General features: G+C 68.9%; 17 protein-coding genes. 4 read left to right on the top strand and 13 right to left on the bottom strand.

Features of this window, described 5'->3' with window-relative positions; all coding sequences use genetic code 11:
* Window position 1: 1 nt before the first annotated feature.
* Window positions 2–277: a carbon storage regulator CsrA gene (gene csrA / locus IWX89_RS09250; RefSeq protein ID WP_196903257.1), complete on the top strand. Its 276-nt coding sequence runs from the start codon at window positions 2–4 to the stop codon at window positions 275–277.
* 384 nt (window positions 278–661) lie between these two features.
* Here the strand turns inward: csrA and IWX89_RS09245 are convergent, their stop codons facing one another.
* The 5 genes from IWX89_RS09245 to IWX89_RS09225 form a co-directional block, all read right to left on the bottom strand.
* Window positions 662–1,693 (bottom strand): glycosidase, encoded by a 1,032-nt coding sequence (locus IWX89_RS09245; RefSeq protein WP_374220504.1) that lies wholly within the window; start codon window positions 1,691–1,693, stop codon window positions 662–664.
* Window positions 1,694–1,734: 41 nt separating this feature from the next.
* Window positions 1,735–2,568, bottom strand: a complete 834-nt coding sequence (locus tag IWX89_RS09240; RefSeq protein WP_196903255.1) for a carbohydrate ABC transporter permease — start codon at window positions 2,566–2,568, stop codon at window positions 1,735–1,737.
* Entirely contained in the window at window positions 2,565–3,518 is a 954-nt protein-coding gene (locus tag IWX89_RS09235; protein ID WP_196903254.1) for a carbohydrate ABC transporter permease, read from the bottom strand. The genes IWX89_RS09240 and IWX89_RS09235 overlap by 4 nt, the downstream gene beginning before the upstream one ends.
* A gap of 9 nt (window positions 3,519–3,527) precedes the next feature.
* Window positions 3,528–4,829: an extracellular solute-binding protein gene (locus tag IWX89_RS09230; protein ID WP_374220503.1), complete on the bottom strand. Its 1,302-nt coding sequence runs from the start codon at window positions 4,827–4,829 to the stop codon at window positions 3,528–3,530.
* 67 nt (window positions 4,830–4,896) lie between these two features.
* Complete coding sequence (locus IWX89_RS09225; RefSeq protein ID WP_196903253.1) at window positions 4,897–5,922, bottom strand: LacI family DNA-binding transcriptional regulator; 1,026 nt, start codon at window positions 5,920–5,922, stop codon at window positions 4,897–4,899.
* 206 nt (window positions 5,923–6,128) lie between these two features.
* Between IWX89_RS09225 and IWX89_RS09220 the strand changes: the two genes are divergently transcribed.
* The 3 genes from IWX89_RS09220 to IWX89_RS09210 all read left to right on the top strand — a co-directional run bounded on the left by IWX89_RS09220 (window position 6,129) and on the right by IWX89_RS09210 (window position 10,095).
* Window positions 6,129–7,124, top strand: coding sequence for a hypothetical protein (locus IWX89_RS09220; RefSeq protein ID WP_196903252.1), 996 nt, complete (start codon window positions 6,129–6,131; stop codon window positions 7,122–7,124).
* 96 nt (window positions 7,125–7,220) lie between these two features.
* Window positions 7,221–8,660 carry a lipase maturation factor family protein gene (locus IWX89_RS09215; protein ID WP_196903251.1) on the top strand — a complete coding sequence of 480 codons (1,440 nt, stop codon included), beginning with the start codon at window positions 7,221–7,223 and terminating at the stop codon, window positions 8,658–8,660.
* Window positions 8,653–10,095, top strand: a complete 1,443-nt coding sequence (locus IWX89_RS09210) for an NAD(P)/FAD-dependent oxidoreductase (RefSeq protein WP_196903250.1) — start codon at window positions 8,653–8,655, stop codon at window positions 10,093–10,095. The genes IWX89_RS09215 and IWX89_RS09210 overlap by 8 nt, the downstream gene beginning before the upstream one ends.
* Before the next feature lie 53 nt (window positions 10,096–10,148).
* On the opposite strand, the gene IWX89_RS09205 is transcribed toward IWX89_RS09210, so the two are convergent.
* Genes IWX89_RS09205 through idi form a run of 8 tightly spaced genes read right to left on the bottom strand, consistent with a single transcriptional unit; the run spans window position 10,149 to window position 16,234 of the window.
* Window positions 10,149–10,565 (bottom strand): RNA-binding S4 domain-containing protein, encoded by a 417-nt coding sequence (locus IWX89_RS09205; RefSeq protein WP_231383076.1) that lies wholly within the window; start codon window positions 10,563–10,565, stop codon window positions 10,149–10,151.
* A 58-nt stretch (window positions 10,566–10,623) separates the two neighbouring features.
* On the bottom strand, window positions 10,624–11,523 hold the full coding sequence (locus tag IWX89_RS09200) for a prenyltransferase (protein ID WP_196903249.1): 900 nt from the start codon (window positions 11,521–11,523) through the stop codon (window positions 10,624–10,626).
* On the bottom strand, window positions 11,516–11,821 hold the full coding sequence (locus IWX89_RS09195) for a lycopene cyclase domain-containing protein (RefSeq protein ID WP_196903248.1): 306 nt from the start codon (window positions 11,819–11,821) through the stop codon (window positions 11,516–11,518). Before IWX89_RS09195 ends, IWX89_RS09200 begins: the two co-directional genes overlap by 8 nt.
* Window positions 11,818–12,156: a lycopene cyclase domain-containing protein gene (locus tag IWX89_RS09190; protein WP_196903247.1), complete on the bottom strand. Its 339-nt coding sequence runs from the start codon at window positions 12,154–12,156 to the stop codon at window positions 11,818–11,820. Before IWX89_RS09190 ends, IWX89_RS09195 begins: the two co-directional genes overlap by 4 nt.
* Entirely contained in the window at window positions 12,153–13,769 is a 1,617-nt protein-coding gene (crtI, locus tag IWX89_RS09185; protein WP_196903246.1) for a phytoene desaturase family protein, read from the bottom strand. The genes IWX89_RS09190 and crtI overlap by 4 nt, the downstream gene beginning before the upstream one ends.
* Entirely contained in the window at window positions 13,766–14,659 is an 894-nt protein-coding gene (locus tag IWX89_RS09180; protein ID WP_196903245.1) for a squalene/phytoene synthase family protein, read from the bottom strand. The genes crtI and IWX89_RS09180 overlap by 4 nt, the downstream gene beginning before the upstream one ends.
* Window positions 14,656–15,705: a polyprenyl synthetase family protein gene (locus IWX89_RS09175; RefSeq protein WP_231383075.1), complete on the bottom strand. Its 1,050-nt coding sequence runs from the start codon at window positions 15,703–15,705 to the stop codon at window positions 14,656–14,658. The genes IWX89_RS09180 and IWX89_RS09175 overlap by 4 nt, the downstream gene beginning before the upstream one ends.
* Entirely contained in the window at window positions 15,695–16,234 is a 540-nt protein-coding gene (gene idi, locus IWX89_RS09170; RefSeq protein ID WP_196903244.1) for an isopentenyl-diphosphate Delta-isomerase, read from the bottom strand. Before idi ends, IWX89_RS09175 begins: the two co-directional genes overlap by 11 nt.
* Window positions 16,235–16,274 lie beyond the last annotated feature (40 nt).

The following is a 16,274-nucleotide window of genomic DNA, read 5'->3' as shown; positions in this document are numbered from 1 at the left end:
GGTGCTGGTACTTACACGCAAACAGGGGGAGAAGATCCTCATTGGTGACGACATCGTCATCACCATTCTCGACGTGCGCGGCGACAGCATCCGGATCGGGATCGACGCCCCGCGCGGGGTCGGGATCCAACGGGACGAGGTCGTGCGCGCGGTCACCGAGGCGAACATCGCCGCCAGCAACGCCGACAGCGAAGCCGAGGCCCGGATCAAGGCGACCCTCGGCCTCCTCGCTCCCGGCACACCCCCGGCACCTCCGGCCCCTGCCCCGGCCCCGTAACCCGTCCCTCGCCCGTCCCGGTCATCGTGCCGGTCGAGACCCTCGCCTGCCCGTCCCGGTCGCCGAGCTTGTCGAGACCCTCGCCTCCCCGTCCCGTTCGCCGAGCCTGTCGAGACCACGCCCGCCCGGTCCCGGTGGTCGAACTTGTCGAGACCCCGACTGCACCAGGCCCGTGCTCGTCGACGACCAAAACCGACCGGGGGCAGTAGCCCCCGGTCGGTCGCAAACGAGCAGTCATGCCTGTTCCGAATTCAGGAGAACAGCCCGAGTTCGGGGCGCCGGCGGGCATCCGTCGCACTGTTCTGGGCCACGCGCCTGAATTCGGTACGGGGCCGGGCTCGACCCCCGGGGTCGGGTTCGACCCCGGGGTCAGCGCCGCGGGTCTCAGGCCGGGACGTGGTCCAGGCGGGCGACGCCGATCTTCGAGTCGGCCATGCCGTAGAACACGAAGCGCACGCCGTCGATCTCCTCGATCGCGGTCGGGAAGACCACGTTCGGAACGATTCCGCTGATCTCGTCCGGCGTCTCCGCCTTGAGCAGCGGCTCGCTGGTGCGTGCCAGCACAATGGTGGGGTCGTCGGCGTCGAGGATCATCGCTCCGGCCGAGTAGTTCACCTTCTGCTGCTGGGAGAACGCGCCGTCGATGGTACCGGTGACGCCGTGGTGCATCAGCAGCCAGCCCTCGGGGACGCGCAGCGGGGCAGGCCCGCCGCCGATCTTGAGCGCCTCGAACGGGAACTCCGGTCCGGCGAGGAAGCGGTGACCGCTCCAGAAGGTCAGCTTCGTGATGTCGGCCAGCACGTCGGCGACCGGGATGTAGCTGATCCAGATGCTCTGCCGGGTGTCGGTGACACCGGCCGGAACGCGGATGCCCTCGCCCGGCTTGACCTCGCCGAGGTCCCACATCGGGCGGTGCAGCACCGCGAAGCTCTCGACTCCGTCCGGGCCGGTGACCGGCTCGGGGAAGAAGACGGTGTCCTTGTTGTGGAACAGGTTGAGGTCCATGTCCAGTGCCTCGTCGTACTTGAACAGTACCGGGCCGAGCCGGCGCCAGTCGCGCAGGTCGCTGGAGACGGCGACCGCCGTGCGGGGGCCGAGCGGGCCATAGGCGACATACGTCATCACATGCAGTCCGAGCCGGGGGATGAAGGTGACCCGGGGGTCTTCGACGCCGGCGTTGTTCGCGCCGCGTTCCCAGCCCTGGTGCGGTTCGAGCACCACGCCTTCACGTTCGACGCCGGTGGGCACGCCGTCGGTGATGACGACCTTCGCCAGGCCGACCCGGGAGACGTTTCCGGTGGCAACCAGGCGGGGGAGCAGGTACAGGGTGCCGTCGGGGGTGTGGCCGCTGCCCGGGTTGAGCACGCCTTCGGCCTCGAGGTCGTTGCCGTCTTCGGGCGTCATGATGACGCCCATTCTGGTCAGGGTAAAGGGGAATTTCACGGGGGTAGACATTTCTAACCTTTCACGCCGGAGCCGATATCAGTGGAGACAAAGTGTCGCTGGAAAACGATGAAGAGCAGGACTGCCGGGGCTGCGAGCACGCAGGCTCCGGCGAGGACGGCTCCGAAGGGATTGGCCGCGGTGGCGGCCACATTGCTGATGTAGTTGGCCAGCGCAACCGCGAGGGGCTGCATCGACGCCTCCTTGGTGACGAGGAACGGCCAGAGGAACTCGTTCCACGGTCCGATGAACGTCAGCAGCACGACGGTCAGGATCGCCGGCCGCACGAGCGGGATGGCGATCTTCGTCAGCACGGTGAGCTCGCCCGCCCCGTCGATCCTCGCAGCGTCGAACAGGTCCCGGGGAACCTGGAGGAAGTACTGGCGGAAGATGATGACGGCGGTCGAGTTGATCGCGAACGGGAGGATCATGCCCAGGTAGTTGTCGGCGAGGCCGTAGTCCCGGGCGATCATGACGTAGAGCGGGATCATCAGCAGCTGGAACGGCACGACCTGCACCAGGAGCACGAGGGCGAAGGTGACTCCGCGACCGCGCCACTGCAGCTGGGCCAGCGCGTAGCCGACGAGAACCCCGAACACGAGGGTGCCGACGATGACTCCGCCGGTGAAGATCCCCGAGTTGAGCAGGCCCCGCATCAGGTTGATCCGGCTGTTGATGTCGGTGTAGTTCTCGAGGGTCAGGTTGGCCGGGTTCGGGAACGCACCGCCCGGGGTCGAGTCAGGCGAAGCCTGCAGCGAACCGATGATCATGTAGTAGAACGGGAACAGGAACGCGACCGCGCCGACCGTCAGGACGACGCCGCGGAGGATGTTCTGACCGCGGCTCATGACTCGTCACCGCCCGCGAACTTACGCTGGAGGAACGCGATGATGAGAACTCCGATCACGAGCACGATTCCAATCGCCGAAGCAGTGCCGGGGTGGCCCTGCTCGATGCCCTTCTGGTACATGAGCAGCACGGGCGAGGTGGATGCCCCGTTCGGGCCGCCGCCGCCGGTGAGCAGGTACGGCTCGGTGAAGAGGTTCGCGCCGGTCACCGTCGAGAGCAGGAGAACGAGCACCGTCGCGGGTCGCACACCGGGGATCGTGACGGAGAAGAAACTGCGCACGGCGCCGGCGCCATCGGTCGACGCGGCTTCGTAGAGTTCCTTGGACACGCTCTGCAGTGCGGCCAGGTAGAGCAGGATGTAGAAACCGAGCTGCTTCCAGGTGACGAACAGGGCGATCGTGGGCATCGCCCAGGTCGGGCTGATCAGCCAGGACGGATCAGGGGCGAGCGGGCCGAGCAACTGGTTGACCAGGCCGCTCCCGCTGAACAGGAACAGCCATACGCCGACGACAGCGACGCTCGCCGTCACGTACGGCACGTAGTAGGCCACGCGCAGGAACGTGCGGCCGTGGACGGCCTTGTTGAGGGCAGTCGCGAGCACAAGCGAGAGCACCACGGTCAGCGGCACGTTGATCAGCAGGAAGACGCCGACGTTGCCGAATGAGCGAATCACGGCCGGGTCGGAGAGCACCTCCTGGAAGTTGGCGAGGCCGACGAACGGGCGGTCGACCTGGGCGCCGGGGGCGGCGAAGAAGTAGTCGTGGAAGGCCATGTACACGGCGAAGACGAGCGGATACGCGAAGACGACGATGACGAAGACGAGGTACGGCGCGCTGAGCAGGAGCCCGATCGGGTTCTTGCCCAGGAGCGCGCGGCGGCGGGGGCCCCGCCCGCCGGGAGATCGAGTGGATCTCCCGGCGGCCGGGTTCGCTGTTGCGGTGGTGGACATTGGCAGACGCTACTTCGTCGCGACCAACTGGTTGATCTTCTCGGCTGCGCCGGCAAGGGACTTCTTCACGTCACCCTCGCCGAAGATGACCGACTTGGAGTAGGCGTCGCGGAAGTCCTGCCACACCTCGACCGAGTTGGACACGTTGGGAACCTCGACCGTGCGAGCGGCCTGGTCACCGAACTGCAGGTAGGCCGGGTTGGCCTTGAAGTACTCCGGGTACGCGGTCGGCAGGTCGGCGCGGATAGGCATCTGGCCGGTCAGGTCGAGGAGCTGGCCGTCCTGCGCCTTGCTGGTCGAGAACTTCAGCACGTCCCAGGCGGTGGCCTGGTTCTTGCACGACGAGTACATCGCGACATTCTTGGCATCACTGAAGGTGTAGGTCTTGTCTGCCGCAGTGCCCGCGCTGGTCGGAACGGGAACAGCACCCCAGTTGACCTTGTCCTTGTAGACCGGCACGGCCCACGGGCCGACGATCGACATGGCGGCGACGCCGTCAGCGAAGGAGTCGCTCTGGTACTTCTCCTTGCTCGCGAGACCCTCGGTGTACAGGGTCTTCCAGAACTCGGCGACCTTCACGCCGGTGGCGTCATCGAAGGTGGCCTTGCCGTCCTTGACCAGCTGCTTGCCGCCGCTCTCGGCGGCGTACAGCGGGTAGAAGTCAAACCAGCTCTGGTAGAACTCGCTCGTCGGCGACGGGAAGATCGCGTTCTTGGCCGCGCCGCTGGAGACGAGGGTGCGGGCAGTGGCCAGGAATTCGTCGTAGGTGGCCAGCGACGGGTTCTCGGCGTCGAGCCCGGCCTTGGTGAACATGTCCTTGTTGTAGAAGATCATCACAGGGTTGGACTTCCACGGCATCTGGTAGAACTTGCCGTCATCGCTCTTGTACTGCGCGGCGTTCTCGCCGCTGCGGTCCTCGATGTAGGAGGCGCCGTCCTTGAAGCTGCTCAGGTCGACGAGTCCACCCTGCTTCTGGAACTGCGGCACGGCCACGGGGGCGGTGTTGTAGATCAGGCAGGGAGCGTTCCCGGCGGTGATCGCAGCGCCGATGACTTCCTCGCTGCTCTTTCCGGCCGGGATCTCCTGCGCCTTGACCTTTTCGTCCGGGTGGTCGGCGTTCCATGCCGTCACCATCTGCTTGCCCCACTCGATCTCGCTCGAATTGTTCGAGTACCAGATCGTGATCGGGCCGCGCGCCGTGCTGGCGTCGCCGCTCGTCCCGCCGGAGGCGCAGGCGCCGAGCGCCAGCACCACGGTGGCCGAAGCGGCCGTGACGGCGAGGATCCGCCGGGTCAATCCCTTGCTGTGCATTTCTTTCTCCATTTCCTAGGATCGCAGCAGCCCTGCTGCGGGTGAGTTCTGGCAAAAAATCGGTCGGTCAGGGGCGAAGGGGCGGGGCGGCCGAGCCTCGGATGATGAGCCGGGCTGCCGGCAGGTCCACGTCATCGGCGTGGCCGTGCTCCATGAGCTGCAGCAGGGTCGTCGCGGCGGCGCGGCCCCACACCGCCGGCGCCGCACTGACGGTGGTCAGCGGCGGGAACACGTAGCGGCAGAAGTCGATGTCGTCGAAACCCGTGATCGAGAGATCCTCCGGAACCCGGATTCCGAGCTCGTGCGCCACGCCGAGCCCGGCGATCGCCATGGGATCGTTGGCGTACACGATGGCGGTCGGCCGGATCGCCTGGCCGAGCAGTTGACGGGTGGCGTCGGAGCCGGCCCCCACGGAGAAGTCCGTCTCCACGGTCTGCCCCTCAGGCAGGCCGGCCGCTGCCATCGCTGCGGCGAACGCCTCGCGGCGGCGGGTGCCGTGCAGCAGGTTCGGGCTGCCGGCGACGTGCGCGATGCGGCGGTGACCGAGCTCGGCGAGGTAGCGAACGGATGCCGTGACCCCCGGCGTGTCATCGACCGTGACCGCGGGGAACGGGCTGTCACCGTCGGGGCGGCCGAGGGTGACCGCGGGCAGGCCCAGTTCGGTGAGAAGCGGGATGCGGGCGTCATTGTGGCGCAGGTCGCTGAGGAAGACCCCGTCCACCCGCCCGTCGGCGACCAGCGAGCGGTAGGTCTGCAGCTCGGTCTCCTCGTCGGGCACCACGCTGAGCACGAGCGCGCGGCGTTCGGCGGCGAGGATCGATTCGACGCCGGCGATGAACGACGGGAAGAACGGGTCGGAGGCGAGAACCTCCGGGTTCCGGGCGATCACGAGGCCGAGCGCGAAGGAACGCTGGGTGGAAAGCGAGCGAGCTCGGAGTGACGGCTTCCAGCCGAGGTCCTGGGCAACCTGGAGGATGCGCACCCGGGTTTCCGCGCCGACGCCTGGCCGGTTGTTCAGAGCGAAGGAGACGAGGCCCTTGCTCACGCCGGCCGTCCTGGCCACATCGGCGATGGTCACCTTCTCAGCACTCACGGGGGTCTCCTCATTGATCGCCAGCCGCGGATTGCCACCGCCAACTGAACCGGTTTAGCCAACTATACCGGTTTAGTCAGTTGAGTCAATATATTTTCGGCAGTCGTCGCCCACGGGAGGCCCATGGTCGCACCTGACGATTTCTCAGTGTATTTTCATGGGCAGCCATCACGGTTTTCCCATCCATCAGAACCTCAGGAGTCAAGATGAAAACCACTGTTCGCTCTCACCCGGTACATCGATCCACGCCCGGCCGCATCGCCATCGCTGCGGCCGCGATCGGGCTCACTTTCGCCATCGCGTCCCCGGCACGTGCCGACGATTCGAACGACTCACCGGCGCGCTTTCCCGAAACCATCACCCTGCCCAACGACGCCGTTGCCGGCGATCTCGGCTTCCAGCCGGAGGGAATCGTGGTGAAGGGGAAGACGGCCTATGCCGGCTCCCTGGTCGACGGCACGATAGTCACCGCGAACCTCCGAACCGGTCAAACCGCACCCCTGGTCGCGGCCGACGGCGACCCGGCGGTCGGCCTCAAGATCGCCGGTCCTCTGCTCCTCGTCGCCGGCGGGCCCTCGGGCGAACTCCGCGCCTACGATCGCCGGTCCGGCGCGGAGGTCGCCGTTCGCGACATCCCGGGAGCCGGATTCGTGAACGACCTCACCGTCGCCGACGACACCGCCTACTTCACCGACTCCCAGCGGGCCGTGATCTATGCGCTCCCGGTGCACGGAGACACCGTCGGCGAGCCGCGGGAGATCCCGCTCGGCGGTGACTTCGTGCTCGCGCCTCCCGGCTCGTTCAACGGCAACGGCATCGCCGCGTTCGATGACGACACTCTCGTCCTTGGACAGTCCGCTGATCCGGACGGGTCGGGCAGCGCCCTGTACCTGGTCGACGTGTCCAGCGGTGAGGCCACCCGGATCACAATCACGGGTGGTGACGTGACCGCCGCCGACGGGTTGCTGCTCAAGGGCCGCACGCTCTACGTCGTGCAGAACCGCGAGAACAGCATCGCCGAACTCCGCCTGTCCTCGGATGGAACGGAGGCGACGTTCGTGCGCACGCTGACGGACCCTGATTTCGAGGTCCCCACCACCATCGACTTCGGGCCGTGCGGTGCCCTGTACGCCGTCAACGCTCGGTTCGGAACCCCGGGCACAGACGCCGTCCCGTACAAGATCGTGCAGGTTCAGCGCTAGGGCCCGCCCGGGCGGGACCAGGGAGTACGCCCTCGACCCGCCCGGGCCTCGGAACCCATTGAAGGCCGGTGCGGGCGGGCCTATGGTGAATCCACCATGGACTGGTTCAATGCGGGAGATTACGAGATCGCGCGGCAGGTGCTGCAGCGCGGCGTCGCCGCGTGCTACCTGATCGGCTTCATCTCGGCCGTCAACCAGTTCCCGGCCCTGCTCGGAGAGCACGGTCTGCTCCCGGTGCCGGCCTTCGTCGCCCGCATCAGGTTCCGCCAGTCGCCGAGCCTGTTCCACTGGCGGTACTCCGACCGGATGCTGCGGATCCTGGCTTGGTCGGGCGCGGCCCTGTCCGCCGCGCTGGTGGTCGGCCTGCCGCAGCTCGGACCGCCCTGGCTGCCGCTGGTCGCCTTCCTGCTGCTCTGGGCCGGATACCTGTCCATCGTCAACGTCGGCCAGACGTTCTACTCGTTCGGCTGGGAGAGCCTCCTGCTCGAGGCCGGCTTCGTGATGGCCTTCCTCGGATCGAACGAGGTCGCCCCGCCGATCACCATGATCATCTTCTGCCGCTGGCTGCTGTTCCGGCTCGAATTCGGCGCCGGGATGATCAAGATCCGCGGCGGGCGGGAGTGGCGGGACCTGACCGCACTGTTCTACCACCACGAGACCCAGCCGATGCCGAACCCGGTCAGCTGGTACGTGCACAACCTGCCGAAATGGTTCCACCGCGGCGAGGTCATCGGCAACCACTTCGCGCAACTCGTGGTGCCGTTCTTCCTCTTCGCGCCCCAACCGGTCGCATCCGTCGCGGCCGTGATCATCGTGCTGACCCAGCTCTGGCTCGTGTTCACCGGCAACTTCGCTTGGTTGAACTGGATCACGATCGTGCTCGCCTTCTCCGCCATCGACGACAACGCCTTCCGGGCCGTGCTGCCCGGGATCCCGGCGGCGGGGCAGTCCCCGGCCGCACCGATCTGGTTCGAAGTGGTGGTGCTGGCCGCGACGCTCTTCCTGCTGGTACTCAGCTACCGGCCCTTCCGGAACCTCTTCGCCCAGCGGCAGCTGATGAACGCGAGCTTCAACCGCTACCACCTGGTGAACGCCTACGGTGCCTTCGGCACGGTCACCAAGGAACGGTTCGAGGTGGTCGTCGAGGGCAGCGACGCGGCCGACCCTCGCGACGAGGCCGGCTGGCTCACCTACGAGTTCCGGGGCAAGCCGGGCGCACCGGGGCGGCTGCCGCGCCAATTCGCTCCCTACCACCTGCGCCTGGACTGGCTGATGTGGTTCCTCGCCCTAGGCGCACGCGACACCCGCTGGTTCGAGACGTTCCTGGTCCGACTGCTCGAGGGCGACCGCCCCACCCTGCGGATGCTGCGGGTGAACCCGTTCCCGGATGCCCCGCCCCGGCAGATCCGCGCCCGGGTCTACCTGTACCGGTTCTCGACCCCGGCAGAACGCCGGGCCTCCCACGACTGGTGGATTCGATCGGAGGTAGGCCTCCTCGTCGCGCCGGTGTCCCTCGCCGGTCGGGCCCGTGCCTGACGTCAACGTCGTGGGGGCCGGGCCCAACGGGCTCGCCGCGGCGGTCGTGCTGGCCAGGGCGGGACTCTCGGTGCACGTCACCGAGCTGGCCGGAACGGCCGGAGGGGCGCTCCGCACCGAGGAACTGACGCTTCCCGGGTTCCGGCACGACGTCGGCTCGGCGGTGCACCCGGCCGCGCTCGCCTCCCCGTTCTTCCTGGCGTTCGGGCTCACCGCACGGGTGCCGTTCATCATCCCGGAGGTGTCCTACGCGCATCCCCTCGACGGCGCGCGGGCTGCCGTCGCCTATCGGAGCCTGGACCGCACGGCGGACGGCCTCGGCCGGGACGGCCGGGCCTGGTCCCGGTTGTTCCAGCCGGTGCTCAACCGTCTCGACGGCGTCGTCGCCCTGACCGGGAACCAGCTGCTCCGCTGGCCCGACGATCCGGTCGCGGCCCTCGTCTTCGGACTTCGGGTCGCGGGACTCGGCACGGAATTCCAGCGGGGGATCCTCCGCGGCGAGCCGGCGCAGGCGCTGTTCGCCGGGGTGGCCGCGCACGCGCCCGGGCGCCAGCCGTCGCTGGCCACCGCCGGCGCCGGGCTGCTGCTCGCCGCCCACGCCCATGGGGCCGGCTGGGGCTACCCGGTCGGCGGGTCGCAGGCCATCGCCGACGCCATGGTCGCCGACATCATCGCGCACGGCGGCCGGCTCGACCTCGGCCGGGAGGTGCGGGTCCCCGGCGACCTGGAGCCGGCCCGGGTGACCCTGCTCGACACGTCACCGGCCTTCCTGGACCGGTTCGCGGGGGACGCCCTGCCGACCGGGTACCGTCGGGCGCTGGCACGCTTCCGCTACGGCAGCGGGATCGCCAAGCTCGACGTCGCCCTGTCCGGCCCGGTGCCGTGGGCGAACCCCGAGCTGGCCCTCGCACCGACGGTGCACCTCGGCGGCAGCCGGGCCGCGGTGATCGGAGCGGAACGAGAGGTGGCGCTGGGGCGGCTGCCGGAGCATCCGTTCGTGCTGGTCACCCAGCCGAGCGTGCTCGACTCGACCCGGGCGCCGAACGGACAGCAGGTGCTCTGGGCGTACACTCACGTTCCGCCGGGGTCGGACGCCGACCGGTCGGAGGCCATCGTGCGGCGGATCGAGGAGTTCGCACCCGGGTTCCGGGACACCATCCTGGCGACCGCATCCTCCACAGCGCGGGGGATGAGCCAGGTCGACCCGAACCTCGTCGGCGGGGACATCCTCGGCGGGCAGGTCACCCTGCGGCAGCTCGTCAAACGGCCCGTCGTCTCAACCCGGCCGTGGAAGACCCCCGTGCCCGGCCTCTACCTCTGCTCGGCGTCGACGCCGCCCGGACCGGCTGTACACGGCATGAACGGCTGGCACGCCGCCACCCTCGTGCTGCGCGACGAGTTCGGCATCCGGGAACCGCCCGCCCTGGCGCCCTGAGCAGCCGCGCGCCGGTCGTCAGCGCGCAGTCGTCACCGCCCAGCCGTCAGCGTTCAGTCGTCGTCGGGCAGCCAGGAGGCCTCGCCCGGCTCGCCGTGCCGGGTGGCGCGCAGTTTGTCGATGTCCCGCCGCTCGCGCTTCGTCGGCCGCCCGGCGCCGCGGTCGCGCATCGGCACCAGGGCCACCTCTTCGCGGGGCGGCGGCGGGGGAGTCTGGTCGACGAAGCACTCGGCGGCCACCGCGGCGCCGACCCGCTTACTGACGATCCTGGAAACGATCAGGATGCGGTCGAAACCGTTGCTGCGCACCCGCACCTCGTCGCCGATCCGCACGGGTTGCGCGGACTTGGCGCGGTCGCCGTTCACCCGCACGTGCCCGGCTCGGCAGGCGGCCGTGGCCGAGGAGCGGGTCTTGAACATGCGCACCGCCCAGGTCCAGCTGTCGACGCGGGCGGTCATCACGGGGTCCATCCCTCGACTCTACGACCACGGGCTCTGCGACCCTGCCGAGGGGCCGCAGCGGGCCGGTTCAGCGGCCGACCAGCACCCAGCCGATGAGCAGCATCGTGACGAGGAAGCCGGTGACGAAATTGAGCCAGAGGAACCGCTTCCAGCCGGCATTGGCGGCCTCCGCGCGGGCGTCCGTGATCGACCGGAACGGCCAGGCCGCCACGATGTAGGGCACCGCGAGCACGACGGCGAGGGCTCCCGGCCAACCGGAGCCCAGCATCAGCAGGCCGGCGACGGCCCAGAGGGCGATCGCGAGCCGCACGGTGCGAGCCGCCCCGAGGGCGGTGGCGATCGAGGCGATCCCGCCCTCCCGGTCCGGCACGACATCCTGCACCGCGCCGAAGGCGTGGCTGGCCATGCCCCAGAAGAAGAAGGCCACGAGGAGGGCCAGCAGGCCGGGGGTGACGGTGGCTCCGGCGACGACGAGGCCGTACACCGCCGGGCTCACGAAGTGCGTGCTCGAGGTCATCGAATCAACAAACGGACGCTCCTTGAACCGAAGCCCGGGCACCGAATAGGCCACGACCGCGAACAGGCTGATCGCCAGCACGAGCCAGGACCACGGATGCTGCGCCCCGGCGAGCACGAGCATCGCGCCGAGCACGGGCACCGCCGTCAGCACCCCGGCCGAAAGCACGGTGCGGTGCAGGCCCGGGTCGAGCATCGCCCCCTCGACACCGCCCTTGCGCGGGTTGCGCAGATCGGATTCATAGTCGAAGACGTCATTGATGCCGTACATCAGCAGGTTGTAGGGGATCAGGAAGAATAGGGTTCCGACCATGAGGAGGGCATCCACCCGCCCGGTCGTCACGACGTAGGCGGCCGCGAACGGGAACGCGGTGTTGATCCAGCTCAGCGGGCGGGAGGACAGCAGCACCTGCCGGGTCTTCCACAGCGTGGACGTGGCCATCTCAGTCATCCGTTCTCCCCAGCAGTGCCCAGAGCGCCGGCAGCAGGAGCGCCGCGGCGACCGGGTAGGCGAAATCCTCGATCGGGGCAAGGCCGAGGCGGAGCCCGTTGATCCGGTCCGGATCGTAATCGACCAGCCCGATCCCGATCATAATGTTGTCGAAGACCGCGGTGAGCACCAGCACGCCGAGGAGTGCGATCCCCAGCGACGGCAGGATCCGCCGGTACGCCGGCCGGAACCGGACGGCGAGGGCGGCGACCGCGGCGGAGACGAGGAGGAACACGGCGTTCAGCAGCAGGTAGGTCACCGGTGCGGCCTCACCCTCGCGGTGCGCGCGTCCCGGAGCAGCCGCGCGCCCTGCACGGCGTTCATCGTGAGGTAGCAGAGGAAGGCGAGGAAGAAGAACTCCTCCAGCGGCAGCTCAGGGGCCAGCTGCAGGCCCGTCATCAGCGTCGTCTCGCCGCGGTAGAAGATGCCGAGGCCGATCCCGGCCAGGTCCCAGGCCAGGAACAACGCCAGGCCGGCGGCCAGCACGATCGCGGCGCGTGTCGGTCCGCGCCAGAAGAAGAGCCGGAAGCGCCGGTCGAGCAGCACCATCGCCCCGAGCGACACAAGCAGGGTGAGCAGGTAGGCGAACGTCACGGCGTTTTCGACGGCGCCTTCGGCACCGCTGCCGGCCGAGACTGCGCGAGCGGTTCCGGCAGCGGCCCCGTGCTCGTGTCCGCCCGAACCCGCTTGAGCAGGATCTCGGCACTGATCAGGCACATCGGCAGGCCGATCCCGGGGATCGTCGTACCGCCGGCGTAGAACAGGCCGTCGATCTTCGAGGAGGCGTTCGAGCCGCGCAGGAACGCGCTCTGACGCAGGGTGTGCGCGGGGCCGAGTGCCCCGCCACGCCAGGAGTTGAGGTCCTCCGCGAAATCGCCCGGGCCCACCGTACGCCGCACCACGATCCGTTCGGCCAGGTCGGGGATCCCCGCCCACTCGCTGAGCTGGGCGATCGTGTCGTCGGCGATCTTCTCGATCGCCGCGGAGCCGGCGCCGTCGACGCCGCCGCGGCCGAGGCCGGGGTCGGCGGGGATCGGCACCAGCAGGAACATGTTCGAGTATCCCTCCGGGGCCACTCCGGGGTCGGTCACGCTGGGCAGGCAGGCGTAGAACGACGCCGGCGAGGCGACGCTCGGCTTCTTGCCGAAGATCCGGCCGAAGTTCTCGCCCCAGTCCCTGGTGAAGAAGAGCGTGTGGTGCTCGAGCTGGGGCAGTTCGCCCCGGATGCCGAGCATCACCAGCACGGCGCCCGGCCCCGACACCCGCTTCTGCCACCAGCGCTCGGGGTAGGTCTGCTTGCCGGCCGGCACGAGCTCGGTCTCGGTGTGGTGCAGGTCGGCGGCGGAAATCACCTGGTCGGCGTCCAGCTCGATGATGGTGCCGTCGATGGTCTGATAACTGACCCCGGCCACAGCGCTCTTCGCGCCGGCGGTGGTGCGGATCCGGGTCACCCGGGCGCCGGTGATCACCTGGACCCCCTCCGCCACGGCGATGTCGGCGATGCTGTCGATCAGCCTGGTGAAGCCGCCCTGCGGGTAGAGCACCCCGTCGGCCAGGTCGAGATGGCTCATCAGGTGGTACATCGACGGGGTCTGGTCGGGGGAGGAGCCGAGGAACACGGCCGGGTAGCCGAGGATCTGCCGCAGCCGCGGGTCCTTCACATAGCCGGCCGCGAACTTGTCCAGCGGCTGGAGGAGCAGGTGGGCCAGCCGGCCGAGCCGCGCCAGCACATCCGGCACCAGCAGGGGCCGGAACGACGCGAAGCTCGTGTAGAGGAAGCGTTTCACGGCCATCTCGTAGGTTTCCTTCGCCGAGACGAGGTAGCGGTCGAGCGCCGCGCCCGCGCCGGGCTCCAGGCGTTCGAAGAGACGGATGTTGTCGGCCCGGTCCGCGGCGATGTCCACCGGCTCCGGCTGGTCCTCGAAGTAGACCCGGTAGCCGGGGTCGAGCCGGGTGAGGGTGAACTGCTCGGCCGTGCTCGTGCCGAAGAGGCGGAAGAAGTGGTCGAACACCTCCGGCATCAGATACCAGCTGGGCCCGGTCTCGAACCGGAAGCCGTCGACGTTCCAGGAGCCGGCCCGTCCGCCGAGGCTGTCCTGCGCCTCGAGCAGGGTGACGTCGTGGCCGTTCCGGGCGAGCAGGGCGGCGCTGGCGAGCCCCGCGATGCCACCGCCGATGACAACGGTGTGCGGGGTACCTTTCGTCATCGTTTCCACGCCTGGGGGCCGAACGACGCGCCGAGGGCAATCATGAACTTCTCCGGATCCGGCACCCGCACGCGGGCGCTCATCAATTCTCGTGCGGGGGTTGCCCGCAGTTTGGTGGACAGGCGGGCGAAGAGCCCGTGGGCCGCGGTCACGGCGCGCCGGCTTCCCCGTGGAAGCATGGGGAGCACCCGTTCTGCAGCGGCGAGGTCCGCGTCCATGTCATCGAGGAGCATGTCCTTCTCCTCGTCCGTCATCGTGAGCATGCTCACACCGGGAAAGTAGTTGCGGCCGAGGGCGTCCCGGTCCGCGGCCAGGTCCCGGAGGAAGTTCACCTTCTGGAACGCGGCGCCGAGGCTGCGGGCGCCGGTCTCCAGCACGGCGAGGTCGGCCTCCGTGCGCGGCGTGTCCTGGATGAAGCAGCGCAGGCACATCAGTCCGATCACTTCGGCGGAACCGTAGATGTACTCGGCCACGCCGGCCGCGTCGAACGGGGTCTGGTCGAGGTCCCGGCGCATCGATGCGAAGAACGGGGCGATGAGACCGGTTTCGATCCCGGCCTCCCGTGCGGTGGCGGCGAACGCGTGCACGACCAGGTTGGTGCTGAAACCGTGGCTGATGGCTTCGGTCGTTTCCCGTTCGAGGCCGTCGAGCAGCGCCCGCTGCTCATCGACGCTCAAGCCGGCCTGGCTGGCCGCGCCGTCGACGATCTCGTCGGCGATCCGCACCAGGGCGTAGATGGTTCGGACCTGGCTGCGCACGCGGGGCTCCAGCAGGCGGGCGGCCAGGCCGAACGAGGTGGAGTAGTGGCCGATCACTGTCGCCGAGCTGGCGCGGGCCGCCCGGTTGTAGATGCCGATCTCGGTCTTCGGTGCGGGGATGCGGCGGTTCATCGCGTGCGATTCACTGCCGTGCCGGCCAGCTTCGTGAGGTGGCTGCGCAACGGCTCCGGGATGACCGGGGTGTTGAGGACGGCGACGGCGCGGTCGGCGTGGCTCCGGGCCAGATCGTCCGCGGCGTCCAGCGCCCCGCAGTCCCGCAGTCGCTGCCTCACTTCGGCTCCCTCCTCCTCGGAGAGGTCGGCTTTGCCGATGAACGGCGCGATGTCGGGCCAGGCCGAGGTCGTGCCGGCGTGGGCGATCAGGGCGGTCTGCTTGCCCTCGCGCAGGTCGGAGACCACGCTCTTGCCTGTCTTCGCCGGGTCGCCGAACACGCCGAGGATGTCGTCGGTCAGCTGGAAGGCCACGCCGATCAGCCGGCCGAAGTGCCCGAGCACGTTGACAGCCTCCGTCGAAGCGCCGGCCAGCACGGCCCCGGCCTGCAGCGGCGCCTCGAACGAGTACACGGCCGTCTTCTGCTCGAGGGTGAACACAACCTGTTCGACCGACAGCGGCACCTTCGACGTCGTGTTCGTCACGTCGGCGAGCTCGCCCGCGGCGCTGACGAACACGGCGCGGTCGAGCAGGTCGAGCAGCCGGCCGCGCAGTTCCCGTTCGACCGGCAGCATGGCCAGGGCCCGATGTGCCTCGCTGAGGGCGAGGTCGCCGGCAAGGATGGCGGCGGTGGCGGCCCAGGTGTCCGCCTGGGTGCTCGCGGCCCCGTGGGCGATCGCCCGTTCGGTGAATCGCCCGGCGACGTTGGCCACGCCGCGCCGGGCCAGGTCGCGGTCGATCACGTCGTCGTGGATGACGAAGGCGGTGTGCAGCAGCTCGAAGCTCACCGCGACCGGTGTGGCGAGGCTGAGGTCGGTGCCGCCGAGTCCGGTGAACGCGGCCAGGACCAGTGCTGGTCGCACCCGCTTTCCGCCCGTGCTGGCCTGCTCCAGGCAATCCCAGAGCGCGACGTAGTGCTCGCCGTAGTCGCTCGCGCGCAGCCGGGACGCGGCGAAGAACCTCTCCAGTTCCGTGCCGACCCCGATGGTCGCGATGTCAGGTACCAAAGCCGGTCAGCTCCTTCAATTGGAGTCCCAGCCAGGGGCTGAACGCCCACGGAAGGTCAAGGACCGAGCGGCGGAGTGTGGCCGGGTCTACCCAGGCGAACTCGACGACCTCGTCGGGGTTCGGTACGGGGTCCCCGCTCACGGTGGCGAGGTAGACCGGGCAGATCTCGTTTTCGACGATTCCGCTGCTGTCCACCGCGCGGTAGCGGAAGTCGGGCAGTGTCACCGTGACCTCGTCGAGGTCGAGGCCGAGTTCGAACCGGGCACGGCGGTCGATGGCGTCGGGGATCGATTCATCGGGGAGCGGGTGGCCGCAGAAGGAATTGGTCCACACTCCAGGCCAGGTCTTCTTGGCCAGGGCCCGGCGGGTGATGAGCACCTGTCCGAGCGGATTCAACACGTAGCAGGAGAACGCGAGGTGGAGCGGGGTGTCGGTGCCGTGCATGGTGCTCTTCGGGGCCGTTCCGATGGCTGATCCGGACTCATCGACGAGCACAACGTCTTCCGCGAGCAGTTCGATCTGCGCCATGACCGCCCCTTCTGTCCTTGGATCCACGATACCCGGAAAA

Origin of the sequence: Cryobacterium sp. MP_M3 (assembly GCF_015752155.1) — a bacterium.
Lineage (GTDB): Bacteria > Actinomycetota > Actinomycetes > Actinomycetales > Microbacteriaceae > Cryobacterium.
This window is presented reverse-complemented; position numbering and strand designations above follow the sequence as displayed.

Coding starts and splice junctions, on each gene's coding strand:
- IWX89_RS09245 (WP_374220504.1), bottom strand. CDS start 1,693: ATGGGCGTCATCATGACGCCCGAAGACGGCAACGACCTCGAGGCCGAA.
- IWX89_RS09240 (WP_196903255.1), bottom strand. CDS start 2,568: ATGAGCCGCGGTCAGAACATCCTCCGCGGCGTCGTCCTGACGGTCGGC.
- IWX89_RS09235 (WP_196903254.1), bottom strand. CDS start 3,518: ATGTCCACCACCGCAACAGCGAACCCGGCCGCCGGGAGATCCACTCGA.
- IWX89_RS09230 (WP_374220503.1), bottom strand. CDS start 4,829: ATGCACAGCAAGGGATTGACCCGGCGGATCCTCGCCGTCACGGCCGCT.
- IWX89_RS09220 (WP_196903252.1), top strand. CDS start 6,129: ATGAAAACCACTGTTCGCTCTCACCCGGTACATCGATCCACGCCCGGC.
- IWX89_RS09215 (WP_196903251.1), top strand. CDS start 7,221: ATGGACTGGTTCAATGCGGGAGATTACGAGATCGCGCGGCAGGTGCTG.
- IWX89_RS09205 (WP_231383076.1), bottom strand. CDS start 10,565: ATGGACCCCGTGATGACCGCCCGCGTCGACAGCTGGACCTGGGCGGTG.
- IWX89_RS09200 (WP_196903249.1), bottom strand. CDS start 11,523: ATGACTGAGATGGCCACGTCCACGCTGTGGAAGACCCGGCAGGTGCTG.
- crtI (WP_196903246.1), bottom strand. CDS start 13,769: ATGACGAAAGGTACCCCGCACACCGTTGTCATCGGCGGTGGCATCGCG.
- IWX89_RS09180 (WP_196903245.1), bottom strand. CDS start 14,659: ATGAACCGCCGCATCCCCGCACCGAAGACCGAGATCGGCATCTACAAC.
- idi (WP_196903244.1), bottom strand. CDS start 16,234: ATGGCGCAGATCGAACTGCTCGCGGAAGACGTTGTGCTCGTCGATGAG.